Genomic DNA, 18,492 nt, shown 5'->3' on the forward strand with positions numbered 1-18,492 from the left:
CAGCGCGTCGTAGACGGGGTCTACAAAAAGACTGGAGACTTGCGATGATGCCTCGAATTTGGGTGCTGGCGTTGGCCTTGATGGGAGCGGCGACGGCCGTGGCGGCGCAGGATGTCAGATCGCCGTCGGCGGACCAGTACGTGCCGCGGCTCGGCGACATCATGAGTGCCGCACAGACGCGCCATCAGAAGCTCTGGCTCGCCGGCAAGGCGCAGAATTGGGAGCTTGCGGCTTTCGAGCTGCGCCAGCTCAAGGCGAGCCTGGTCGAGGCCGCCTTGCTCTATTCCGGCATCCCCGTCAGCAATGTTACAACACTGGAGCCGTCGCTGCAGGCGACGTCCGACGCGATTGCGGCAAAAGACGGCCGCAAATTCGCAAAGGCCCTGGGCGATCTCACCGAGGGCTGCAACGCCTGTCACCGCTCGATGGGGCGCAGTTTCGTCGTCATGAAGGTTCCCTCCGATCCGCAGCCGTTTGCCAATCAACTGTTTCCGCCACAGGCAAAGCCTTGACGGAACGGACCGCGTGCAAAGCGGGTTGACGCACAAGGCCGCGACAGGAGGCGCAACCATGATCCGCAAGCTCGCATCCGGCGAATACCGGCTCTATTCGCGCAAGGTGAATCCCAAGACCGGCAAGCGGCGCAATCTCGGCACCTTCAAGAGCCGCGCCGCCGCCGAGAAGCACGAGCGCGACGTGCAATATTTCAAACGTCACTGACGGCTGCCGAATGCTCTCCACGAGGCAGGGTCAACGCAAAATTCGAAAACAACCCCATGCACAGTAGGCAAGTGGTTGAAGTTCAAAGCAGTCGGGTCGCGAAAGCGTATTTTGCTGATTTTACGAATTTTGGTTGACCTGTCGGGCAAAACAGGGGCATGATGGCATCATGGCACGTTGGGCTCCGCGAGCGCCGCCGCGGGGACAAGCCGGGATGGTTCTGATCTGGCATCGCCATGCCGCCCGCGTTTCATCGAAGCTGAAGGCGCGAGGCGATCGTGTCTCGGTCGCTAGCGGAAGAAAGCCCGGGCTGCTTCCGAGATTGCCTCGCGTGCCTGACTGTCGTCGATCGAAGGTCGGCCGTCGCCGGACTGAGGTCCATAGTTTCCGAACTGGCTATGGACCATGCCTGGAATTCGAACAATTTGCGCATCAGCCGGCAGTTCCCCCGCGTGTTGCCCAATCGTCTCGGGTGCAATGACGCCATCGCTGCCCGCCACGATGGTGAGCACCCGGAGCCGCGACATCGAAATATCGGAGCCACAATAGGTCCCAAGCAACACCACTCCCTGAAGATCGTCGAGGTGGTTGCTTGCATAGTAACAGGCAACTGCGCCCCCAAGTGAATGCCCGGCCACATACCATCGCCTGATCCCGGTCAATTGCTTGCGCATCTCGTCGGCTTGCCCAATCGACAAGGCCGCGATGTTGAGGCGCGGTCGTCCAATGACAACGTTCACTCCGGCTTTGCTCGATAGCGCGGCAAGCTTGGAGAGATATGCCTTCGGCTCGATCCGGAGGCCCGGATAAAACAAGACACCGGTCGCCGAGGGGGCAGCGGAGGGGCGAATGACAAGGAAACCATCGCGTTCGCTGATCACAACGCCGGGATCGTTCAGGGCGCTGATCTGCGTAATGGGCTCTGCCTTGTAGGTATCCAAAGCCCATGAGACGAAGCCACATCCGAGAAAGGTCGAGAGTCCGACGCCAATGCCGATCGCGATCAGCACCTTCTTCACGTGTCATCCTCGTCCAGGATGCCGCCGAGTCGATCAAGACGACGCTCCCACGAGGTCCGGCATTCGCTGACCCAGTGTTCCAGCGTCTCGAACCCCGACGCATCCAGGCTGCACATGCGCACGCGCCCGTTCTTGCGAGACGTGAGCAAGGCACAGGACTGAAGGATGCGCAGATGCTGCGTCACAGCCGTCACGGTGATACCGAGCGGCTTGGCGAGGTCCGATACGGACATCGGGCGCGTGCTCAAAAGGCGAATGATCCGGCGCCGCGTGGAATCACCGAGGGCATCCAGGATTCGATCAACCTTGCCGACGCGCAAGGCCATGGACGTGGCCATTCGACGTGCTCCCGTTCTTGTTGCAGGTGTCTAGACGACCGGCTCAAGTCGATCGAGGAGTGCGCGCCATCCGGCTTCGCGGAGTTTGGGGCCATCCGCGCCCTCGAAGAAGACGGCTTGGTGGGTCAGAACCAGAAGCGTTCTCGAATTCTTTGGGCGCAACTCCGCAGTCACGAGGGATGCGGATATGCGCCTGTCTCCCAACGTCATCGTGGAAGCCGTAACGATGCGGTGATCCGCGACGATATCCAGAAAGCGCCCGTCATAGGCGAGTGCAATCGAGGCAAAGGGAGTGCCCTTCTTGAAGCGGTACAGGGCGCTCTCTTGCCCTCCGACCTCGAAGTCCATGCTGTAGTGCTCGACGTCATGGTCAGGGCTTTCGGCAAACCAGCGCCGCTTCCTGGACGTCTCGGAAAAGGCAGCAAATACCTTGGCCGCCACCTTGGGATAGGTGCGCTCGATGACGAACGTGTCGTGGACGATCGATTGGTCGGCCATTTGCGATCCTGCTCATTAGTGAAGCGTACACTTCAGTATTAAGGGGCGGCCAAATAGTCAAGTGAAAACTTCAGTATTGCTGATGGCCCGACGCGCAGCATGATCGTGCGATTCGGTTGGACACCAACACATCCATTCGCTGGATTGGCTGCCTTGCGAAAGACCGCCGGCACGAGCAAGCAGGGCCGCAGCGATGTTCTCACTTCTCATCCCAAAGACGCTTGGTCATTTGAAGCGTTTCGGAGGAGGGCGGTCGCGGTCAACCTCCTGTGGTAGCGAAGCTCGCTGCCGCGGTGCATTAATACGGGCGTCCTGCCAAACTGGATCGTGATCCAAGCCACAACTCGCCACTAGCCTCCTTGCCGCAGAGCCTCGACAGGATCGAGCCGTGCGGCGCGCCACGATGGGTAGAGCGTCGCGAGGAACGAGAGGGTCAGCGCCATGATCACGACCGCTGCGGTCTCGACGAGATCGAGTTCGGCCGGCAGCTTGGACAGAAAATAGAGTTTTGGCGGGAACAGGTCGGTGCGGGTCAACCAGGACATGAACTGCCGGATCGATTCGATATTGGTGCAGACAAGAAGCCCGACAACGAAGCCGACCAGCGTTCCGGCCACGCCGATCGATGCGCCTGTGATCATGAACGTTCGCATGATTGCGCCTTGCGAGGCGCCCATGGTTCTGAGGATGGCGATATCGCTGCCCTTGTCCTTCACCAGCATGATCAGGCCGGACACGATGTTCAGCGCGGCCACCAGAACGATCAGGCTCAGGATCAGAAACATCACGTTGCGCTCGACCTCGAGTGCGCCAAAGAAGGTCGCGTTGCGCTGCCGCCAGTCGACCAGGAAGATCGGTCGACCGGCCGCGTCCGCCACCGACCTCCGAAACAGATCGATGCGATCGGGATTGGCCGTGAACACCTCGATCGCGGTTACATCCTGATTGCGATTGAAGAAGGCCTGCGCTTCTGCGATCGGCATGAAGATGACGCCGGAATCGTATTCGGACATCCCGATCTCGAACACAGCCGTGACTCGATATTTCTTGACCCGCGGCATCACGCCCATCGGCGTGACTGCGCCGCGTTGTGCCACGAGCGTGATGCCGTCACCGGCCTGAACAGAGAGTTGATCGGCAAGGCCCTGGCCGATGGCGACGCCCTGGCCCTCGTCAAAACGGTCGAGTGACCCGTGCTTGATGTCGCCCGCGATCGAGGGAAGCCTATTGAGATCTTCAGCCCTGATACCGCGCAGCAGGACGCCCGAGGCGTTCGATGAGGATGCCAGTGCCGGACCGTCGACGACCGGTACCGCCAACCTGACGCCCTCGACCTGACTGATGCGCTCGGCGACATCCTTCCAGTCGGTCAGGGGAGTCTCCAGCGGTTGCGCCACGAGATGCCCGTTGAAGCCGAGGATCTTGCCGAGAAGCTCGGCGCGGAAGCCGTTCATCACCGCCATGACGATGATCAGCGTGGCGACCCCGAGCATGATGCCCAGGAATGAAAATCCCGCGATGACCGAGACGAACCCTTCCTTGCGACGAGCCCGCAAATAGCGCGCCGAAAGCATCCATTCGAACGGAGCAAAGGCGCCTGCCTGCCGTGCATCCATCACCGTCTCGTCCATGCCATCCGATCGTCATTCTCTCCTGTTGTACCCGGATTGGCCATAGCGGGTACGCGTCCTTGTCGTGATGTCGCTGTCGAAATGGGAGAGCGCGGGCAAGGGCGACAATCTCGTCTTCGGCCGTTACGAGGTCGGGATCGGCTTTTCCGGGACCTCGAAGGTATGGCACTTGCCGGCAAGCGCTCGCCCATCAGGCGGCGGGAACGGGGTGGAGTCGTCGTCGCGCGTCGGCAGAGAGTACGGCCATGGCACAAGAGGCCAGACGTGCTCGCACGGTGTCGGCGCGCGAGGTCAACACAATCGGCACGCGAGCGCCCAGCGCGATGCCTGCGGCATCGGCCTTGGCCAGGAAAGTAAGGTTCTTCGCCAGCATATTGCCGGCCTCGAGATCAGGCACGACAAGAATCTGAGCCTTGCCTGCGACCGGAGATTTGATGCCCTTGATCTCTGCCGCTTTCGGATCGACCGCATTGTCGAAGGCGAGCGGGCCGTCCAGGATGCCGCCGTTGATCTGGCCGCGATCCGCCATTTTGCAGAGCGCGGCCGCATCGATCGTCGAGGGAATCTTGGTTGTTACCGTCTCCACGGCCGATAGCAGTGCGACGCGCGGGTGAGACCCCAGCCCGATCTGGACAAACAAATCAATAGCATTCTGCACAATGTCACGCTTGGCATCGAGGTCGGGAAAGATATTGATCGCCGCGTCCGTGATGAAGAGCGTTTCGGCATAATTCGGCACATCCATTACAAAGACGTGACTGATCCGCCGGTTCGTGCGCAGACCGTTGGTGGTCGCCGTCACGTACCGCATCAACTCATCGGTGTGCAGGCTGCCCTTCATCAGCACTTCGCCTTTGCCTTCATGGACGAGTTCAACGCCTCTGGCGGCAGCCGCGTCGCTGTGCGGCGCATCCACAATCTCGAACTTTTCGACGTCCAGATCGTGTCTGGCCGCCGTGGCCCTGATCTTGTTACTCGGTCCTACGAGGATCGGTTTGATGATGCCAATTTCGGCGGCTTCGCAGACGCCCGTTAATGATGTTTCGTCGCAAGGATGGACGACGACGGTCGTTGCGGGAGAAACGTGTCGGGCAGCCGCGATCAGGCGCTCATATTTCGCGTGGGGCGCAGTGTTGGATTCGACTTGGACCGCGCTCATGGCTCATCCTCTCTCTCGCTCGCGACGCGATGGCGCCACTGCGATCAGTGCAGAACTCAATATTCATACGATCGAACAAAGCGTTCACTTTGATGTCGCGCAAAAATCGACTGGGAACCCGATCTAACGTAACGCACCCAATAGTTAGCAAGTCCGTTTCACCAGCGCGCGCCGGCCTGCGCCTGCGTGCACCCCGAACGGGTGAGCGCCCGAAGCCGTCTTTCAGGCCCCAGCCGAGAAGCACTCCTCCCAGGGAAATCCGTACCCCGCCGGGCTTCCCCTGGGGCCCTGCATGGCCTATTACGCTGCAACGCAAAATTCCCCCGAAAAGACCCCATGATCCGCCTCGACAACGTCAGCAAGCAAGCCGGCCACCAGATCCTGTTCATTGAAGCCTCCGCGGCCCTCAACAAGGGCGAGAAGATCGGCCTCGTCGGCCCAAACGGCGCCGGCAAGACCACTTTGTTCCGGATGATCGCGGGCGAGGAGCTGCCCGACGAGGGGCAGGTTTCGACCGATCGCGGCATCACCATCGGCTATTTCAACCAGGACGTCGGCGAGATGGCCGGTCATAGCGCGGTCGCCGAGGTGATGAATGGCGCGGGTCCCGTCAGCGAGGTCGCGGCCGAGCTGCGCCAGCTCGAGGCCGATATGGCCGACCCCGACAAGGCCGACCAGATGGACGAGATCATCGCCCGCTATGGCGAGGTGCAGCACGCCTTCGAGGAGCTCGACGGCTACGCGCTCGATGGCCGGGCGCGCGAAGCGCTGTCCGGCCTCGGCTTCAGCCAGGAGATGATGGACGGCGACGTTGGCAAGCTCTCCGGCGGCTGGAAGATGCGCGTGGCGCTGGCGCGAATTCTCCTGATGCGGCCTGACGTGATGCTGCTCGACGAGCCGAGCAACCACCTCGATCTCGAAAGCCTGATCTGGCTCGAGAAGTTTTTGCACGATTACGAAGGCACGCTCTTGATGACCTCGCATGACCGCGAGTTCATCAACCGGGTGATCTCCAAGGTGGTCGAGATCGATTCCGGCTCGCTGACGACCTACACCGGCAATTACGAATTCTACGAGCAGCAGCGCGCGCTGAACGAGAAGCAGCAGCAGGCGCAGTTCGAACGCCAGCAGGCAATGCTTGCCAAGGAGATCAAGTTCATCGAGCGCTTCAAGGCGCGCGCCTCGCACGCCGCCCAGGTGCAGAGCCGGGTGAAGAAGCTCGACAAGATCGAGCGAGTCGAGCCGCCGCGTCGCCGCCAGACCGTGGCCTTCGACTTTCCGCCGGCGCCGCGCTCGGGCGAGGACGTCGTCGCGTTGAAGAATGTCTACAAGGGCTATGGCAACAAGCGCATCTATGACGGACTGGACTTCATGATCCGCCGCAGGGAGCGCTGGTGCGTGATGGGCGTCAACGGCGCCGGAAAGTCGACGCTGCTCAAGCTCATTGCCGGCGCGAGCGAGCCGGACGAGGGCACGGTGGCCTTGGGTGGCAGCGTCAAGATGGGCTATTTCGCCCAGCACGCGATGGATCTGCTCGACGGCGAGCGCACCGTGTTCCAGTCGCTGGAAGACCAGTTTCCGACCGCGGGGCAGGGCAGCCTGCGCGCGCTCGCCGGCTGCTTCGGCTTCTCCGGCGACGACGTCGAGAAGCGCTGCCGCGTGCTCTCAGGCGGCGAGAAGGCGCGCCTCGTGATGGCGAAGATGCTGTTCGATCCGCCGAACTTCCTGGTGCTGGACGAGCCGACCAACCATCTCGACCTCGCCACCAAGGAAATGCTGATCAATGCGCTGGCCGATTTCGAAGGCACCATGCTGTTCGTCTCGCATGACCGGCATTTTTTGGCGACGCTGTCGAACCGTGTGCTCGAGCTGACGCCCGAGGGCATCCACCAATATGGCGGCGGCTATACGGAATACGTCGCGCGCACCGGGCAGGAGGCGCCGGGGTTGCGATCTTAGTCACTGCCTGTAGCCCGGATCGAGCGGAGGGCAATTCGAGATAGAGCGCCGCCAACGCAGGGTTGCGTTCTATGTCAGGTTTTGCCAAAACCAATCCAACCGCTCTGCTTCCTCCTCAGGTGATCGCCGCTTGACGAGCATGTACCCCACAAGTCGATTGGCTTGGTCGGACAAAAATGTCCCATACCATCCGGCTGTAGCAAATACCGTGCTGGTCAGGAGCTCTGTCGGACGCAATTTCTCCAGGGCAGACAGCAATGAAGGAAAGCCGTATGTGACAGTGCCGGCTTCTGACGTGGTCGTTTGCCTTATCCTGCAAATGCGCAAGGACTCCTCTGCCGGCCCAAGGCTGGATTCCAGTCCTGATGGAACGATTTTGATCAGGTCCGACTGCTTCAGGAAGTCAAGAGCTGCTTCGGTGTCGTCACTTGCCGGAAGCAAGCCGATGGTCCGAGCCAGCAATTCAACTGTGACAGTCACGGTATGTCTCCGACAGGTGCCGTATCATGCTAGCATTGGCGCGGAGTTTGCCAAGAAGTGCTACGCCGTTCGATACGTCGAAAGCTGAGCTAGACTAGCATTCCGATACACGCCTTGACGCGTCAACGCCCCTCGCTACGCTCCCCTAAAAATGGGAGCGAACATCCATGAAGCAGCTGAGGATCGGCGACATCACCATCGATGCGGTGATCGAGCGGGAAGGGCCGTGGCGGCGGCCGCAAGATTTTTTCCCTGGATATGACGACAGCGTGTTCAGGCATCATCTGCCGACGATGGAGCCCGAGGTGTTCGACGCCGCGCGCGGCATGATGGTCATCACCTATCAGACGTTTGTGGTGCGGACGCCGCGCTACACAATCCTGGTCGATACCTGCACCGGCGAAGACAAGGGCCATCCGCCGCCGTTCGACTTTCCGGGCAAGGAACGCTGGCGCAACGAATTGTTCGCGCTCGGCATCGGCTTCGAGCAGATCGACTACGTCTTCTGCACCCATCTGCATATCGATCACACCGGCTGGAACACCACGTTGCGCGACGGCCGCTGGGTGCCGACGTTCCCGAACGCGAAATACGTCTTCCACAAGGGCGAGTACGCGGCCTGGGAGGCCGAGAACGCCAAGGGCAACAACCCGCCCGGCACGGTCTTCCGGGACAATTGCCTGCCGATCGTCGAGGCCGGGCAGGCGCTGCTGGTCGACGACGACTTTGCGCTCGACGACACCGTCACGCTGACGCCGACGCCGGGGCATTCGCCGTGCCATTGCTGCGTGAACATCTTCTCGAAGGGCCGGCGCGCAGTGGTCGCCGGCGATCTCATGCATCATCAGATCCAGTGCCGCGAGCCGGAGTGGTCGTCGAAGCCGGATTGGGATGCCAAGCAGTCGGCGGTGTCGCGGCGAAAGTTTTTCGCCTCCGTCGCGGACACCGACACGTTGATCCTGCCGATCCATTTCCCGGCGCCGACGGTTGGATTGATCAAACCGTTCGGCGCCGCGTTTGATTATCGCTTCAAGCGGGAGTAGGGCGCGTCCGTGCCCTCGGATGCTCTAAAGCGCGATGAGATTTGGTTGAATCGTCATCGCGCTTAAGCTCTTTGTTTGAGCATGATCTTTTCGGAAAACCGCTTTACACTTTTCCGGATCATGCTCTAGTAGGTATAGAACATCCGCTGGATTTCCTTGGTGTCTGATGTCTTGGTCAGCGCCAGCATCAGCAGGATCCGCGCCTTCTGCGGATTGAGCGTATCGGAGACGACGAAGTCGTGCTCGTCGTCCTTGGCTTCGCCGTTGCGCGCGACGATGCCGTTGCCGACGCGGCTGCTCCGGACAATCACGACACCCTTCTTGCGGGCCTCGTCGAGCGCCGGCTCGACCGCGGGCCGGGCCAGGCTGCCGTCACCGACGCCGGCATGCACGATGCCCTTGGCGCCGGCGGCAACAAACGCGTCGACCGCGACCCGGTTCATGTTGGCATAGCCGTAGACGATATCGACCTGCGGCAGCGTATCGAGGTTGGAGACGTCGAATTCGGAATCCGCCGTGTGCCGGCGGGTCGATTGACGATAGAAGTAGGGCTTGTTGCCCTGCATGTAGCCGAGAAAGCCGAGCTCGGGCGTACGGAAGGTGTCCGCGGTCGAGGTGTTGTTCTTGGTGACCTCGCGTGCCGCGTTGATCTGGTCGTTGAGGGCGACGAGCACGCCCTTGCCGACGGCCTCTTCGCTGCCTGCCAGGATCACCGCATTGAACAGGTTGATCGGCCCATCCGCGCTGATCGCCGTCGACGGCCGCATCGCACCGACAATGACGACAGGCTTTTTGCTCTTGACCACGAGGTCGAGGAAATAGCTGGTTTCCTCGATCGTGTCGGTGCCGTGCGTGATCACGATGCCGTCGACGTCGTCCTGCGCGAGCAGCGTGTTGACGCGCTTTGCGAGCTTGAGCCAGTAGTCATTGTTCATGTTCTCGCTGGCGATCTGGAAAACCTGTTCGCCCTTGACGTTCGCCACCGTCTTCAACTCGGGAACGGCGTTGAGCAGGGTGTCGATGCCGACCGTAGCTGCGGTGTAACCGACCACGGTGGTGCTGCTCGAGCCGGTGCCGGCGATGGTGCCGCCGGTCGCCAGCACCATGACGTTGGGCAAACCAGGGCCCCTCGCGTTCGCCGCGTCAAGACTGACGAGCAGTGCAAAGAGCACGCTCATCGTCCCCATCATGTGATTCCGCACTCGAAACTGCCACATCTCGACCACCCTTTTTCCAGAAGTCTTCTCGATGCGCCCCGCTTCACTCAGCACCGCATGATCGGTCAGCCGAACCTTTCTGTCCAGGGTGGAGATGATTTTGGTTTGCGCGTTCGGCGCGTGCGGGTAGACCGCGAAAGTTTGGTCGTCCCATCTCTTGGAAACGGGAACGTCAATGCCCGGACCTTCGTCTCGCCTCCGAGGCTTGGGCCTCGGAGGCGGGACAGGCCCGGGCATGATGAGTCGTGGAACGGTTGCTTACGAAAGCAGCACCAAATTCAAGAATGGCGCGAACGCCGAGCGTCTTATGCGCCCATCTCGCACTTCTTCATGAAGCTGTTCTTGGCAGCACCGGCGAGCGGCTTGCCGTCGGAGCCGACGGCCTTGGGCGTGCAGGCGTCTTCCTTGCACTTCTTCATGAACGAGGTCTTGGCCGCGCCGGCGAGCGCCTTGCCGTCCTTGCCGACCGCCTTGCTCTCGCAGGTGTCGTCCGCAAGGGCCGAGCCCGCCGCAAAGGTGGCGACGAGCGCAGCCAGGAAAATCCGTTTCTTCATTGCGTGTCTCCCTAAACCAGAAATGGCGTCGCGGATTGGAGCCCGGAATCGTGGCGCAATCAAGCAGGATCGCGGCGCAGCCTTGGCTCTCGCGTCATTTTTTCCAGCCGTTGACGATCGCAATGGCCTTGACCAGAGCGTCGTCCATCGCCGAAAAATTCCCGTGACGCGGTTGAAGATGGTGCTCGCGGCAGTGAAGGCGCGAGGTCGCAAGGTTTCCGGAGGACGAGGTCATCATGACCTGCGTCGCGATGGGCTATCCGACGATAGCTTCGCCGCGAACGCCGTGCGTTCGGATCGCGAAGGCAATGAGTCGTTCGTACGTTACGTCGGATTCGCCGAGTGAACAGGAGAGGGGGAGATTATTCCCTGACGATTTTTTTCGTGCGGACTCATAACGGCCCTTGCAATCTCCGTCGCGCAGGAGGAACAATATGCGGACTGGTAGGTTTGTTGCTGGCGCGAGGGAATTGACATGCGGCGGCTGGCTAGCCTGGTTCGATGGTTCTTCGGTCCGCGGATGCGGCACCCGATCGATGATGATCCCAGTCTTCCTTTCACCCCTGAAGAGTTCGGCAGGCTGATCCGCAGCGGCAAGCGCGAGGACATGAAGATACTCGCCGAGGGACTGGCCTGTCGCTCGATCCCGCGTCGCATCAAATTCCGGGCGACGCACTAGAACGCGATAATCCGCGACGTCATTCCGGGCCGACGATCCTGCACGGGTTACCTCGAGAGTGCGACGTCCCTGAAGGAGGTGACCAGCGCTTTCTCCAGCTTTCCCGTCATCCCGCAGAGAATGTTGTAGGCTTCGTTCCGCGGCATCGTCGGCTTGTAATGCCGGTGCTCGATCAATGCGGCGAAGATGTCCGAGATCGTGAGAATGCGCACGATATCGTTGATGCTGCCGCCCGCCAGCGCGTCGGGGTATCCGCTGCCGTCGAGATATTCATGGTGGTGGCGCACCGCATCGAGAATTTCCGGCGAGATCTTCTCGTGGTCCTTGAGAAAGTCGTAGCCCGCTGCCGGATGCGTCTCGATCATGGCGCGCTCGGTGTCGTCGAGCCGGCCGGGCTTGTCCAGGATCGCAAGCGGGATCCGCGCCTTGCCGATGTCATGGAACATTGCGGCCGAATACAGCCGCTCCATATCGGCTCGTCCGACGCCGAGACTGAGGCCGAAGTCGATGGCCACGCCCGTGACCAGCAGGCAGTGCTGGTAGGTTCCCTCGTGGTGGCGACGCACGGTCGTGAGCCATTCGGACAAGCCATGCTCGGTGATACGTTCGGCAATCTTGCGGCCGGCGTCCTTGGTGCCGTCAACGTCGAGCGGCTCGCCCATGGTGACGGCCGTGAACATCGACGAGATGGCGGTGGCCGCGGTCTCCACGGCGTTGTCCTGATATGTCGAGCCGCCAGCTGAATCCGCTGCCGACCCGTCTGGATCAGCGAGCGCGGCCAGCAGCTTGATCTTGTTGAGCGGTCCGGGGAGGACGAGCGTCGCGCCGAGCGCGTAGGCTTGCGAGATGCTGACGTGCGAGGAGTGCTCGACGAGGAAGATGCGCTTGGTGGCCTTTGCCAGCCTGGCGGATCGCTTCTTGATCGCCGCGATGTTGTCGACGTCACGCAGCTCCGCGCGGATCACGACCGCAAATGGGACTTGCGACAGCTTGGCTTCCGCGTCGAGCCGTTCGCCGGCAACGGTGAACTGCTGCTCGAGCACCGAGCAGATGCCGGACAGTTTGTCCGAGGAATCGGCCAGCACATGCACGAAAGGACGCGCCGAGGGTGCTGATCGCATGCTGCCGTCGCCTTTGACGGAGCCGGTTATGGTTCGCGCGTTCTGCACGGAAGACCTGGACTGTCGTTGAGTTGAACGAAGCTGATGATGTCTTGAACCTTACTGACTAGGGGCTTTGCGCGGCGGCGGCCTTCGTGCTCGCCGGTTTCTTCTTGCCGTCCGCCGTGACGAAGTGAACGCCGGCGGTGGTGCCGTCGATCCAGACCAGCTCGCAGCGCCGATAGGCCAGCCCCGTCGACGACAGCACCAGGAAGAATTCCTTGGCCTGCAGCACGTCGAGCGTGCCCTCGACCTCGAGCTTGGCACCTGTTTGCGACACGTCGAGCAGCACGCAACTGCGCCGCCAGGTGCCGTCCGAGCCCATCAAATTGACGGGCTGCCGGTGATCCATTTTCACGCGAGGGTCCTTGCGGCCATCGAATTTCATCGGCTATTTCCCCATTGCCGCGCCGCGTGTGTCTGCGCTGGCTGCGATTTCTCCCCAGCGCACCGTCCACTGGCTGGTCGACAGAAGAAGCGTCTCGAAGAGGAGTTGGGCGCGCTCGCGCTGGGCGAATGATAGCCGCGTGCCGCTGCGGTTGCTCAGGATTGCGAGCGTGGTCGCCCAGTTCAGGCGCGAGGCCCGACAGGCCATCACCAGGCCCTCGCAATCCTCGTCGGCCATGACGTGCTCAACGATCTCGATCGGAGCGCCTGACAGCACCGATAGGGCTGTGAACAGATTGGCGGTCTCGCCGCGGATTGCAAAACGGTTCACCGTTGAATCGTTGAGCTTCCCGACACGGTTGAGGGCAACGATCTCGGGCCTTGCATTCGCATAGTCGGCCGAGGAGGGCAGCTTCAGCGCGGCAGGTGCGGGATGCTGTACCGGTGGCCCGGCGGAGGCATTGGGCCTGGCCGCGGCTTTCGGTCCGGGCGAAGCCGACAGCAGCTTGCGCAAGACCAGGTCCGGCGTGCCTGGCCGGAGCGCCAGAAGCTTCGTGATCTCGTCGTCTGCAACACCGGTCTCGATGAGCAGGGCGTAGACCGCATCGGAAAATCTGGCCCCAGGGTTCTTGATCAGGGCCAGGCGAACCGCGCGCGTGCCGCGAGCGGCGAGCACTTCGGTCACGGCCGCCTCGATCCCGTCGCGGGCCGAGATCGCGAGTTGGTGGGCTTCACGGCACGATGTCGCGATCGCCGTGAGGTCGGCGGTCGTGAGGGCCTGCGATCTCAGCAGGAGCGGGCATGCGATGGCTGGATCATCGTGGGATGCCAGATGTCGCAATGTGGCCTGCGGAGCAATGTCCAGCCCGGCAAGTGCCTCACTCAGCTCCGCCAGCGCAGCAGGCGCGACGCGTCCGGCCAGCCGAAGCAAGACGCTGTCGACGACGTTGACCAGCAGTTCCTGAGGCCTGTCGCGACCGGACGCGAGCAGGCGAACAATCCCTGAAAGGATACGCGCGCAACGGTCCGGCGGGCAGACTGCGACCGCTTCTTCCAACTCAACAAGAATATCGGCAGGCGAATTTGCCATCATGGCAGGGAGCCTGAATTCAAAAATGACCTAGAATATCGAACAGGTTCATTGCGTCTTAGAGGTGTTAATTTAGATTATACAATTTGATCTTGTGGGTATTGGCGCACCGCCCCGGCGTCGGAAACGATATCGAAATTTGGCGAGCTTTGATGGGGCGGCTTGTTCTTTCGATCGGACGCTCGCCAACTGTCCGCATAGATCGGATGGTTTTTTCGGCCTAACGGGACAGCTCAAAAGGGGGATCGAACCGGCGTCGCTGCCGGACGCGCATCGGTTTGGATGCGACGTTTCAAATTGCCATGAACAGTATTGATGATGCGCCCGGGTTGGCGCTCAAGACATTTCGCTTCTCCGACGTCGATGAATTTCGGTATGCCATACGGGGCCTGAATTTCCAGTTCACGCCTTTCGTCAGGAGCATTTCGTCTGAGCAGACAATCCTGTCATTGCCCGGATGTGACGTGAACGTGACGCGTGCGTTTCCCCGCGTTGTCGATGCACAACTCGTCGAAAACTGCACGGCGATCGGCTTCATGATGGACGACCTCAACGTGCCCGTTCGCTTCAACGGTTCGCAGCGTGCCCGTCCAGTCATCGTCATTGGCAGCAGCGGCGCTGCCTACACCACGATCGAGGAGGTGCAGCGGCAGATCGCCTCGGTCGTATTCAGGCCGGAGGTGACGGATCGGGGGTGGCCGGCGGCGACTTCAATCTTCAAGATCTACGAGACGACCGCGGCCGGTCTGAACCGGCTGCGTGACGTGGTTCGGGAGGTTCTGGCCGTTGCGGCCGAGCCGGTTGAGGCCGCGGCGATGCCATTGAAGGCGGCGGCCATGAAGGAATCTCTGCTCGGCGCCGTTGACCAGGCATTCGAAAGCCTGGTTCCCGCACGATGGACCTTGCGCGCGAACGACGAGCGCAATTTCAAGATCTTCCAGGACATCCGCGCACTTCTGTCCGACGATTTGTCGCAGCCAATCTATAGCGAGGAGATCGCACGCAAGCTCGGTTTCTCCGTCCGCACGATGCATGATGTGGTCCGCCGCTATCGCGGCATGAGCCTGCATCGCTACTTGCGGGTCCACCGCCTGTGGCTGGTCCGCCGGCAGCTCCTCGCCGGCGCCGAGAGCGTGAAGGCTGTCGCGCTGGCTTTCGGTTTCTGGCATCTGTCCGATTTTTCTCGCAGCTATCGCGACCAGTTCGGCGAGACACCCTCGGAAACGCTGGGCCGCAGACGCCGGCGATAGCGCGATAAAGCGACTGGGGCCGGGCTCCGGTTTCGTGCTAGCATGCCGGCATGAGCAACCGCATTCTCGTCCTCTACGGATCCTACCGTTCCGACCGCATGGGCATCCGCCTGGCGAATTTCGTGATCGATCGCCTGCGCAGTCGCGGCGAGCAGGTCGAGTTCATCGACGCCAAGGCCATCGGCCTGCCGATGCTCGATCGCATGTACAAGGAATACGCCAAAGGCACGGCGCCCGAGGCGCTGGAGAAGCTCGCCGGCCAGATCCGCGGTGCCGACGGCTTTGTCTTCGTCACCGGCGAATATAATTGGGGCATCCAGCCCGGCTTGAAGAACCTCACCGACCACTTCCTGGAAGAGTGGTTCTGGCGACCGGCTGCGATCGTGAGCTACTCCGCCGGGCGCCTGTCGGGCGCGCGCGCCTCGACCGCCTGGCATGGCACTCTGTCGGAAATGGGCATGGTGGTGGTCTCGAGCACCATCGGCGTCGGACCGATCGCGCAGACCTTGTCGGCCGAAAGCGAGCCAATCGGCGAGGGCGGCAAGGCGCTGGAGCGCTCCTTCCCGCGCTTTGCCGATGATTTGCTGTGGTGGATCGAGGCGGCCAAGGCTCAGCGGGCGCGCAAGGCGCCGCCGTACTGAGCTAGAGGGCTGCCAAGCTACGCCTACGCAGCCCTGACTTCGCCGAGGAAGCGATCGAACTGGCCGGCGAGGTCACGCGACTGCGTCGAGAGCTGTTCGGCGGCGCCGAGAACTTCCTTTGCGGCGCTACCTGTGTCGTCGGCGGCGCGCTGCACGCCCGATATGTTGGAGTTGACCTCCAGGGTGCCGCGTGCAGCTTCCTGGACGCTGCGGGCGATCTCCTTGGTGGCCGAGCCCTGTTCCTCGATCGCGGCCGCAATCGCAGTGCCGATCTGGTCGATCTCGGCGATGACGTCGGCGACGTTGCGGATCGCGGTGACGGTCTCGTCGCTTGCGGTCTGGATCGCCGTGATCTGCTCGGAGATCTCCGTGGTGGCCTTGGCGGTCTGGCCGGCCAGCGATTTCACTTCGGATGCGACCACGGCAAAGCCGCGACCTGCGTCGCCGGCACGGGCGGCCTCGATCGTCGCGTTGAGTGCCAGCAAATTGGTCTGTTCCGCGATGCTCTGGATCAGCGTGACGACGTCGCCGATCTTCTGCGCGCCCTCGGCAAGCGCACGCGCGGTGTCGCCGGTGCGACGGGCGTTGTCGACAGCGCGGGCCGCGATCTCGGTCGATTGTGCGACTTGGCGGCCGATCTCGGCGATCGAGGAGGTGAGCTCTTCGGTCGCGCTTGCGACCGTCTGCACGTTGGTCGAGGTCTGCTCGGATGCGGCGGCGACGACCGCGGCCTGGCTGTTGGTCTGGGCCGCCGTCGTCGTCATCGACTGCGCGGTGCTCTCCATGGTGGAGGAGGCCTGTGACAGGCCGCCGACCAGCTCGGTGACCTTGGCCTCGAAGGCGCGGGTCAACTCGTCGAGCGCCTGGGCGCGGCGCATCTTGCCGTCGTTCTCGGCCTGCTTCTCCGCCGCGAGCCTGTCGGCGCGGATCATGTTGTCCTTGAAGACCTGGACGGCGGCGGCCATCGCACCGATCTCGTCGGAGCGGTCGGCGCCGGGGATATCCTCCGCAAGCTCGCCGTCTGCAAGCCGCGACATCCGGGTCGTCAGGCCGACGATCGGGGCGCAGACGCGGCGGCGAACCATTACGATGAGGCCGGCGCTGGCGATCAGCACGGCGAGCAGGCCGACCAGTGCGATCGTAAAGCTGGTGCGCGCGGCGGCAGACGCGCCGGCGAGGATCTGCTCGGCATTGTCGTAGAAGGCATCGCGGACGCCGATGATCGCGCCGAGACCGACTTGCGATGCGGCGTAGTAGGTGTCGACGTCGTGCTCGTATTTGCCGGTGACTGCGCCGTCCTTGACGAGTTTCTGCTCGCGGCCAAAGCCCTCGACATAGACGGTGTTCATCGTCTCCAGTGCAGCTGCGACATTGGCCGGCGTGGTCGGGTTGCCGCGCAGCTCCTGAAGCGACATTACGAGCTGGTCGTTGCGGCCCTGCGTGCGGGCGACATCGACTTTCTCGGCGTCGGTCGCGATCTTCTTCGAGCCAAGGAGGTTCTTGTGCAGGCTGGCGTTGAGGCCGCCGATGTCACGCAGCGTCATCGCGATATTGGCATAGCTCGCCTGGCGGTAGGCATCGCCGTTGAGAATCGCCATGCGGCGGACCTGCTCGTTGAGCAGCGCGGTGACGCCGGCATTGAGCACGGCATTGTCGGCGACGATCTTTCTGGCCGCGTCCTTGCGCGCTTCCGCGGGTCCCGAGATCGCCTTGTCGACGGCTTCGCGGAGCGCGGTGAACTTCGCATTGAGGCTGTCGATGTTGCTGCCGATGGTGGTGCCGTCGTCAAACGGGCCTGGCAACTCCTTGCGCACCGCGTTCATCCGGTCGCGGGCACCGTCGGTCTGCTTGCGCAGCTTGTCATGCTCGGCGAGCTGCGCCGGGTCGACGGTCGCGGGCCCATACAGGATGTTGGTGGCAAAGCCGCGCTCGGGGTTGAGATAGCGCGGGATGTCGCTGACGGCGCGGACGATCGCGAGCCGGCCCTGTGCCTCCGTGATCCGCTCGATCGTCTGGTATTTCGTCACGGCGACATAGACGGCGAGGCCGCCGCCGACGGTCGAGAGCGAGACGATGGCGGTGGTCAGCAGCGTACCGATTTTCATGATTCGTCCGGCAATTGGCGCGGGTGGAGAATGATTTTCTCCAAGAAAATAGGGGCAGCCTGTTAACCGCGGGTTTACGCTGCTCGCGCCGCAGGTGTGCCGGCTAGGTCTTTCGATCGAGAGCTGCCAGGATTTCCAGCGTCGCATCATCGCGCTTGCCGGCGAAATATCTGGCGAGCGCTTCGTCGAAGACGGGATCGCCGGACACGGCGCCGAACAGCGTCATCGACGAGCGGAATTTGGCATCGTCGGGCGCGCCGAGGATCGCATTGATGGTTCGCCCCTGCACAGCGAGGACTAGGCGGGTGCATTGGGTCAGGCGTGGGCCGAGCACGGGGTGGGCGAGATAGGCTTTGGCCTCTGCCCGCGAGCCGATCGCATAACGCTGTGACATGGCGCTGAAGCCGAGGCCGGCGATTTGCGGAAACACGAACCACATCCAGTGGCTTTGCTTCCGGCCCTGGCCCAGCTCCGTCAAAACGGCGCGAAAAACCGGGTCTTGGGCCTCCAGGAAGCGCGCTAGATCGAAAGGATCGGTCATTGGGTACCTCCGGAGGGCTTG

The 18,492-nt window shown here is 62.2% G+C and carries 21 protein-coding genes; 8 read left to right on the top strand and 13 right to left on the bottom strand.

The window, feature by feature from the left end; all coding sequences use genetic code 11:
• Positions 1-44: 44 nt before the first annotated feature.
• Entirely contained in the window at positions 45-512 is a 468-nt protein-coding gene (locus tag XI06_RS12140) for a hypothetical protein (protein ID WP_271605385.1), read from the top strand.
• 58 nt (positions 513-570) lie between these two features.
• Positions 571-720, top strand: coding sequence for a hypothetical protein (locus XI06_RS12145; RefSeq protein WP_084292415.1), 150 nt, complete (start codon positions 571-573; stop codon positions 718-720).
• Positions 721-1,010: 290 nt separating this feature from the next.
• Here the strand turns inward: XI06_RS12145 and XI06_RS12150 are convergent, their stop codons facing one another.
• From XI06_RS12150 to XI06_RS12170, 5 genes are all read right to left on the bottom strand, one after another.
• Positions 1,011-1,739: an alpha/beta fold hydrolase gene (locus XI06_RS12150; RefSeq protein WP_271605386.1), complete on the bottom strand. Its 729-nt coding sequence runs from the start codon at positions 1,737-1,739 to the stop codon at positions 1,011-1,013.
• Positions 1,736-2,077, bottom strand: a complete 342-nt coding sequence (locus tag XI06_RS12155; protein ID WP_237858199.1) for an ArsR/SmtB family transcription factor — start codon at positions 2,075-2,077, stop codon at positions 1,736-1,738. Before XI06_RS12155 ends, XI06_RS12150 begins: the two co-directional genes overlap by 4 nt.
• 30 nt (positions 2,078-2,107) lie before the next feature.
• A complete protein-coding gene (locus XI06_RS12160; RefSeq protein WP_237869317.1) occupies positions 2,108-2,575 on the bottom strand; it encodes an SRPBCC family protein in 468 nt (155 codons plus the stop codon).
• A gap of 350 nt (positions 2,576-2,925) precedes the next feature.
• Entirely contained in the window at positions 2,926-4,206 is a 1,281-nt protein-coding gene (locus XI06_RS12165; RefSeq protein ID WP_271605387.1) for a lipoprotein-releasing ABC transporter permease subunit, read from the bottom strand.
• Positions 4,207-4,396: 190 nt separating this feature from the next.
• Positions 4,397-5,365 (bottom strand): phosphate acetyltransferase, encoded by a 969-nt coding sequence (locus XI06_RS12170; protein WP_237858193.1) that lies wholly within the window; start codon positions 5,363-5,365, stop codon positions 4,397-4,399.
• Positions 5,366-5,701: 336 nt separating this feature from the next.
• Between XI06_RS12170 and XI06_RS12175 the strand changes: the two genes are divergently transcribed.
• The gene (locus tag XI06_RS12175) at positions 5,702-7,324 is read left to right on the top strand and encodes an ABC-F family ATP-binding cassette domain-containing protein (protein WP_271605388.1); all 1,623 of its coding nucleotides are present in this window, start codon (positions 5,702-5,704) and stop codon (positions 7,322-7,324) included.
• Between the two features lie 69 nt (positions 7,325-7,393).
• On the opposite strand, the gene XI06_RS12180 is transcribed toward XI06_RS12175, so the two are convergent.
• A complete protein-coding gene (locus tag XI06_RS12180) occupies positions 7,394-7,804 on the bottom strand; it encodes a hypothetical protein (protein ID WP_237891230.1) in 411 nt (136 codons plus the stop codon).
• A gap of 167 nt (positions 7,805-7,971) precedes the next feature.
• Here XI06_RS12180 and XI06_RS12185 point away from each other — a divergent pair, with 167 nt between their 5' ends.
• Entirely contained in the window at positions 7,972-8,847 is an 876-nt protein-coding gene (locus XI06_RS12185) for an MBL fold metallo-hydrolase (protein WP_271605389.1), read from the top strand.
• Between the two features lie 125 nt (positions 8,848-8,972).
• Here XI06_RS12185 and XI06_RS12190 read toward each other — a convergent pair whose 3' ends face one another.
• Positions 8,973-10,025 carry a type II asparaginase gene (locus XI06_RS12190; protein WP_237858189.1) on the bottom strand — a complete coding sequence of 351 codons (1,053 nt, stop codon included), beginning with the start codon at positions 10,023-10,025 and terminating at the stop codon, positions 8,973-8,975.
• Between the two features lie 344 nt (positions 10,026-10,369).
• The gene (locus XI06_RS12195) at positions 10,370-10,618 is read right to left on the bottom strand and encodes a hypothetical protein (RefSeq protein WP_237858188.1); all 249 of its coding nucleotides are present in this window, start codon (positions 10,616-10,618) and stop codon (positions 10,370-10,372) included.
• Between the two features lie 22 nt (positions 10,619-10,640).
• On the opposite strand from XI06_RS12195, the gene XI06_RS12200 reads away from it, so the two are divergent.
• Positions 10,641-10,964 carry a hypothetical protein gene (locus XI06_RS12200; RefSeq protein WP_271605390.1) on the top strand — a complete coding sequence of 108 codons (324 nt, stop codon included), beginning with the start codon at positions 10,641-10,643 and terminating at the stop codon, positions 10,962-10,964.
• A gap of 129 nt (positions 10,965-11,093) precedes the next feature.
• Positions 11,094-11,297 carry a hypothetical protein gene (locus tag XI06_RS12205; RefSeq protein ID WP_271605391.1) on the top strand — a complete coding sequence of 68 codons (204 nt, stop codon included), beginning with the start codon at positions 11,094-11,096 and terminating at the stop codon, positions 11,295-11,297.
• 47 nt (positions 11,298-11,344) lie between these two features.
• On the opposite strand, the gene XI06_RS12210 is transcribed toward XI06_RS12205, so the two are convergent.
• The 3 genes from XI06_RS12210 to XI06_RS12220 are packed head-to-tail and all read right to left on the bottom strand — an operon-like array spanning position 11,345 to position 13,937.
• Positions 11,345-12,466, bottom strand: coding sequence for an HD-GYP domain-containing protein (locus XI06_RS12210; RefSeq protein WP_237858186.1), 1,122 nt, complete (start codon positions 12,464-12,466; stop codon positions 11,345-11,347).
• 58 nt (positions 12,467-12,524) lie between these two features.
• Complete coding sequence (locus XI06_RS12215; RefSeq protein ID WP_237858185.1) at positions 12,525-12,845, bottom strand: PilZ domain-containing protein; 321 nt, start codon at positions 12,843-12,845, stop codon at positions 12,525-12,527.
• 3 nt (positions 12,846-12,848) lie between these two features.
• Positions 12,849-13,937: a DUF2336 domain-containing protein gene (locus tag XI06_RS12220; RefSeq protein WP_237891227.1), complete on the bottom strand. Its 1,089-nt coding sequence runs from the start codon at positions 13,935-13,937 to the stop codon at positions 12,849-12,851.
• A 299-nt stretch (positions 13,938-14,236) separates the two neighbouring features.
• Here XI06_RS12220 and XI06_RS12225 point away from each other — a divergent pair, with 299 nt between their 5' ends.
• Entirely contained in the window at positions 14,237-15,184 is a 948-nt protein-coding gene (locus XI06_RS12225; protein ID WP_237859382.1) for an AraC family transcriptional regulator, read from the top strand.
• Between the two features lie 50 nt (positions 15,185-15,234).
• Positions 15,235-15,825 (top strand): NADPH-dependent FMN reductase, encoded by a 591-nt coding sequence (locus XI06_RS12230; RefSeq protein WP_271605392.1) that lies wholly within the window; start codon positions 15,235-15,237, stop codon positions 15,823-15,825.
• 23 nt (positions 15,826-15,848) lie between these two features.
• On the opposite strand, the gene XI06_RS12235 is transcribed toward XI06_RS12230, so the two are convergent.
• On the bottom strand, positions 15,849-17,930 hold the full coding sequence (locus tag XI06_RS12235) for a methyl-accepting chemotaxis protein (protein ID WP_237891224.1): 2,082 nt from the start codon (positions 17,928-17,930) through the stop codon (positions 15,849-15,851).
• A 103-nt stretch (positions 17,931-18,033) separates the two neighbouring features.
• Positions 18,034-18,471: a DUF1810 domain-containing protein gene (locus tag XI06_RS12240; protein WP_271605393.1), complete on the bottom strand. Its 438-nt coding sequence runs from the start codon at positions 18,469-18,471 to the stop codon at positions 18,034-18,036.
• Between the last annotated feature and the right edge of the window lie 21 nt (positions 18,472-18,492).

Origin of the sequence: Bradyrhizobium sp. CCBAU 11434 (assembly GCF_028128895.1) — a bacterium.
GTDB classification, from domain to species: domain Bacteria; phylum Pseudomonadota; class Alphaproteobacteria; order Rhizobiales; family Xanthobacteraceae; genus Bradyrhizobium; species Bradyrhizobium zhengyangense.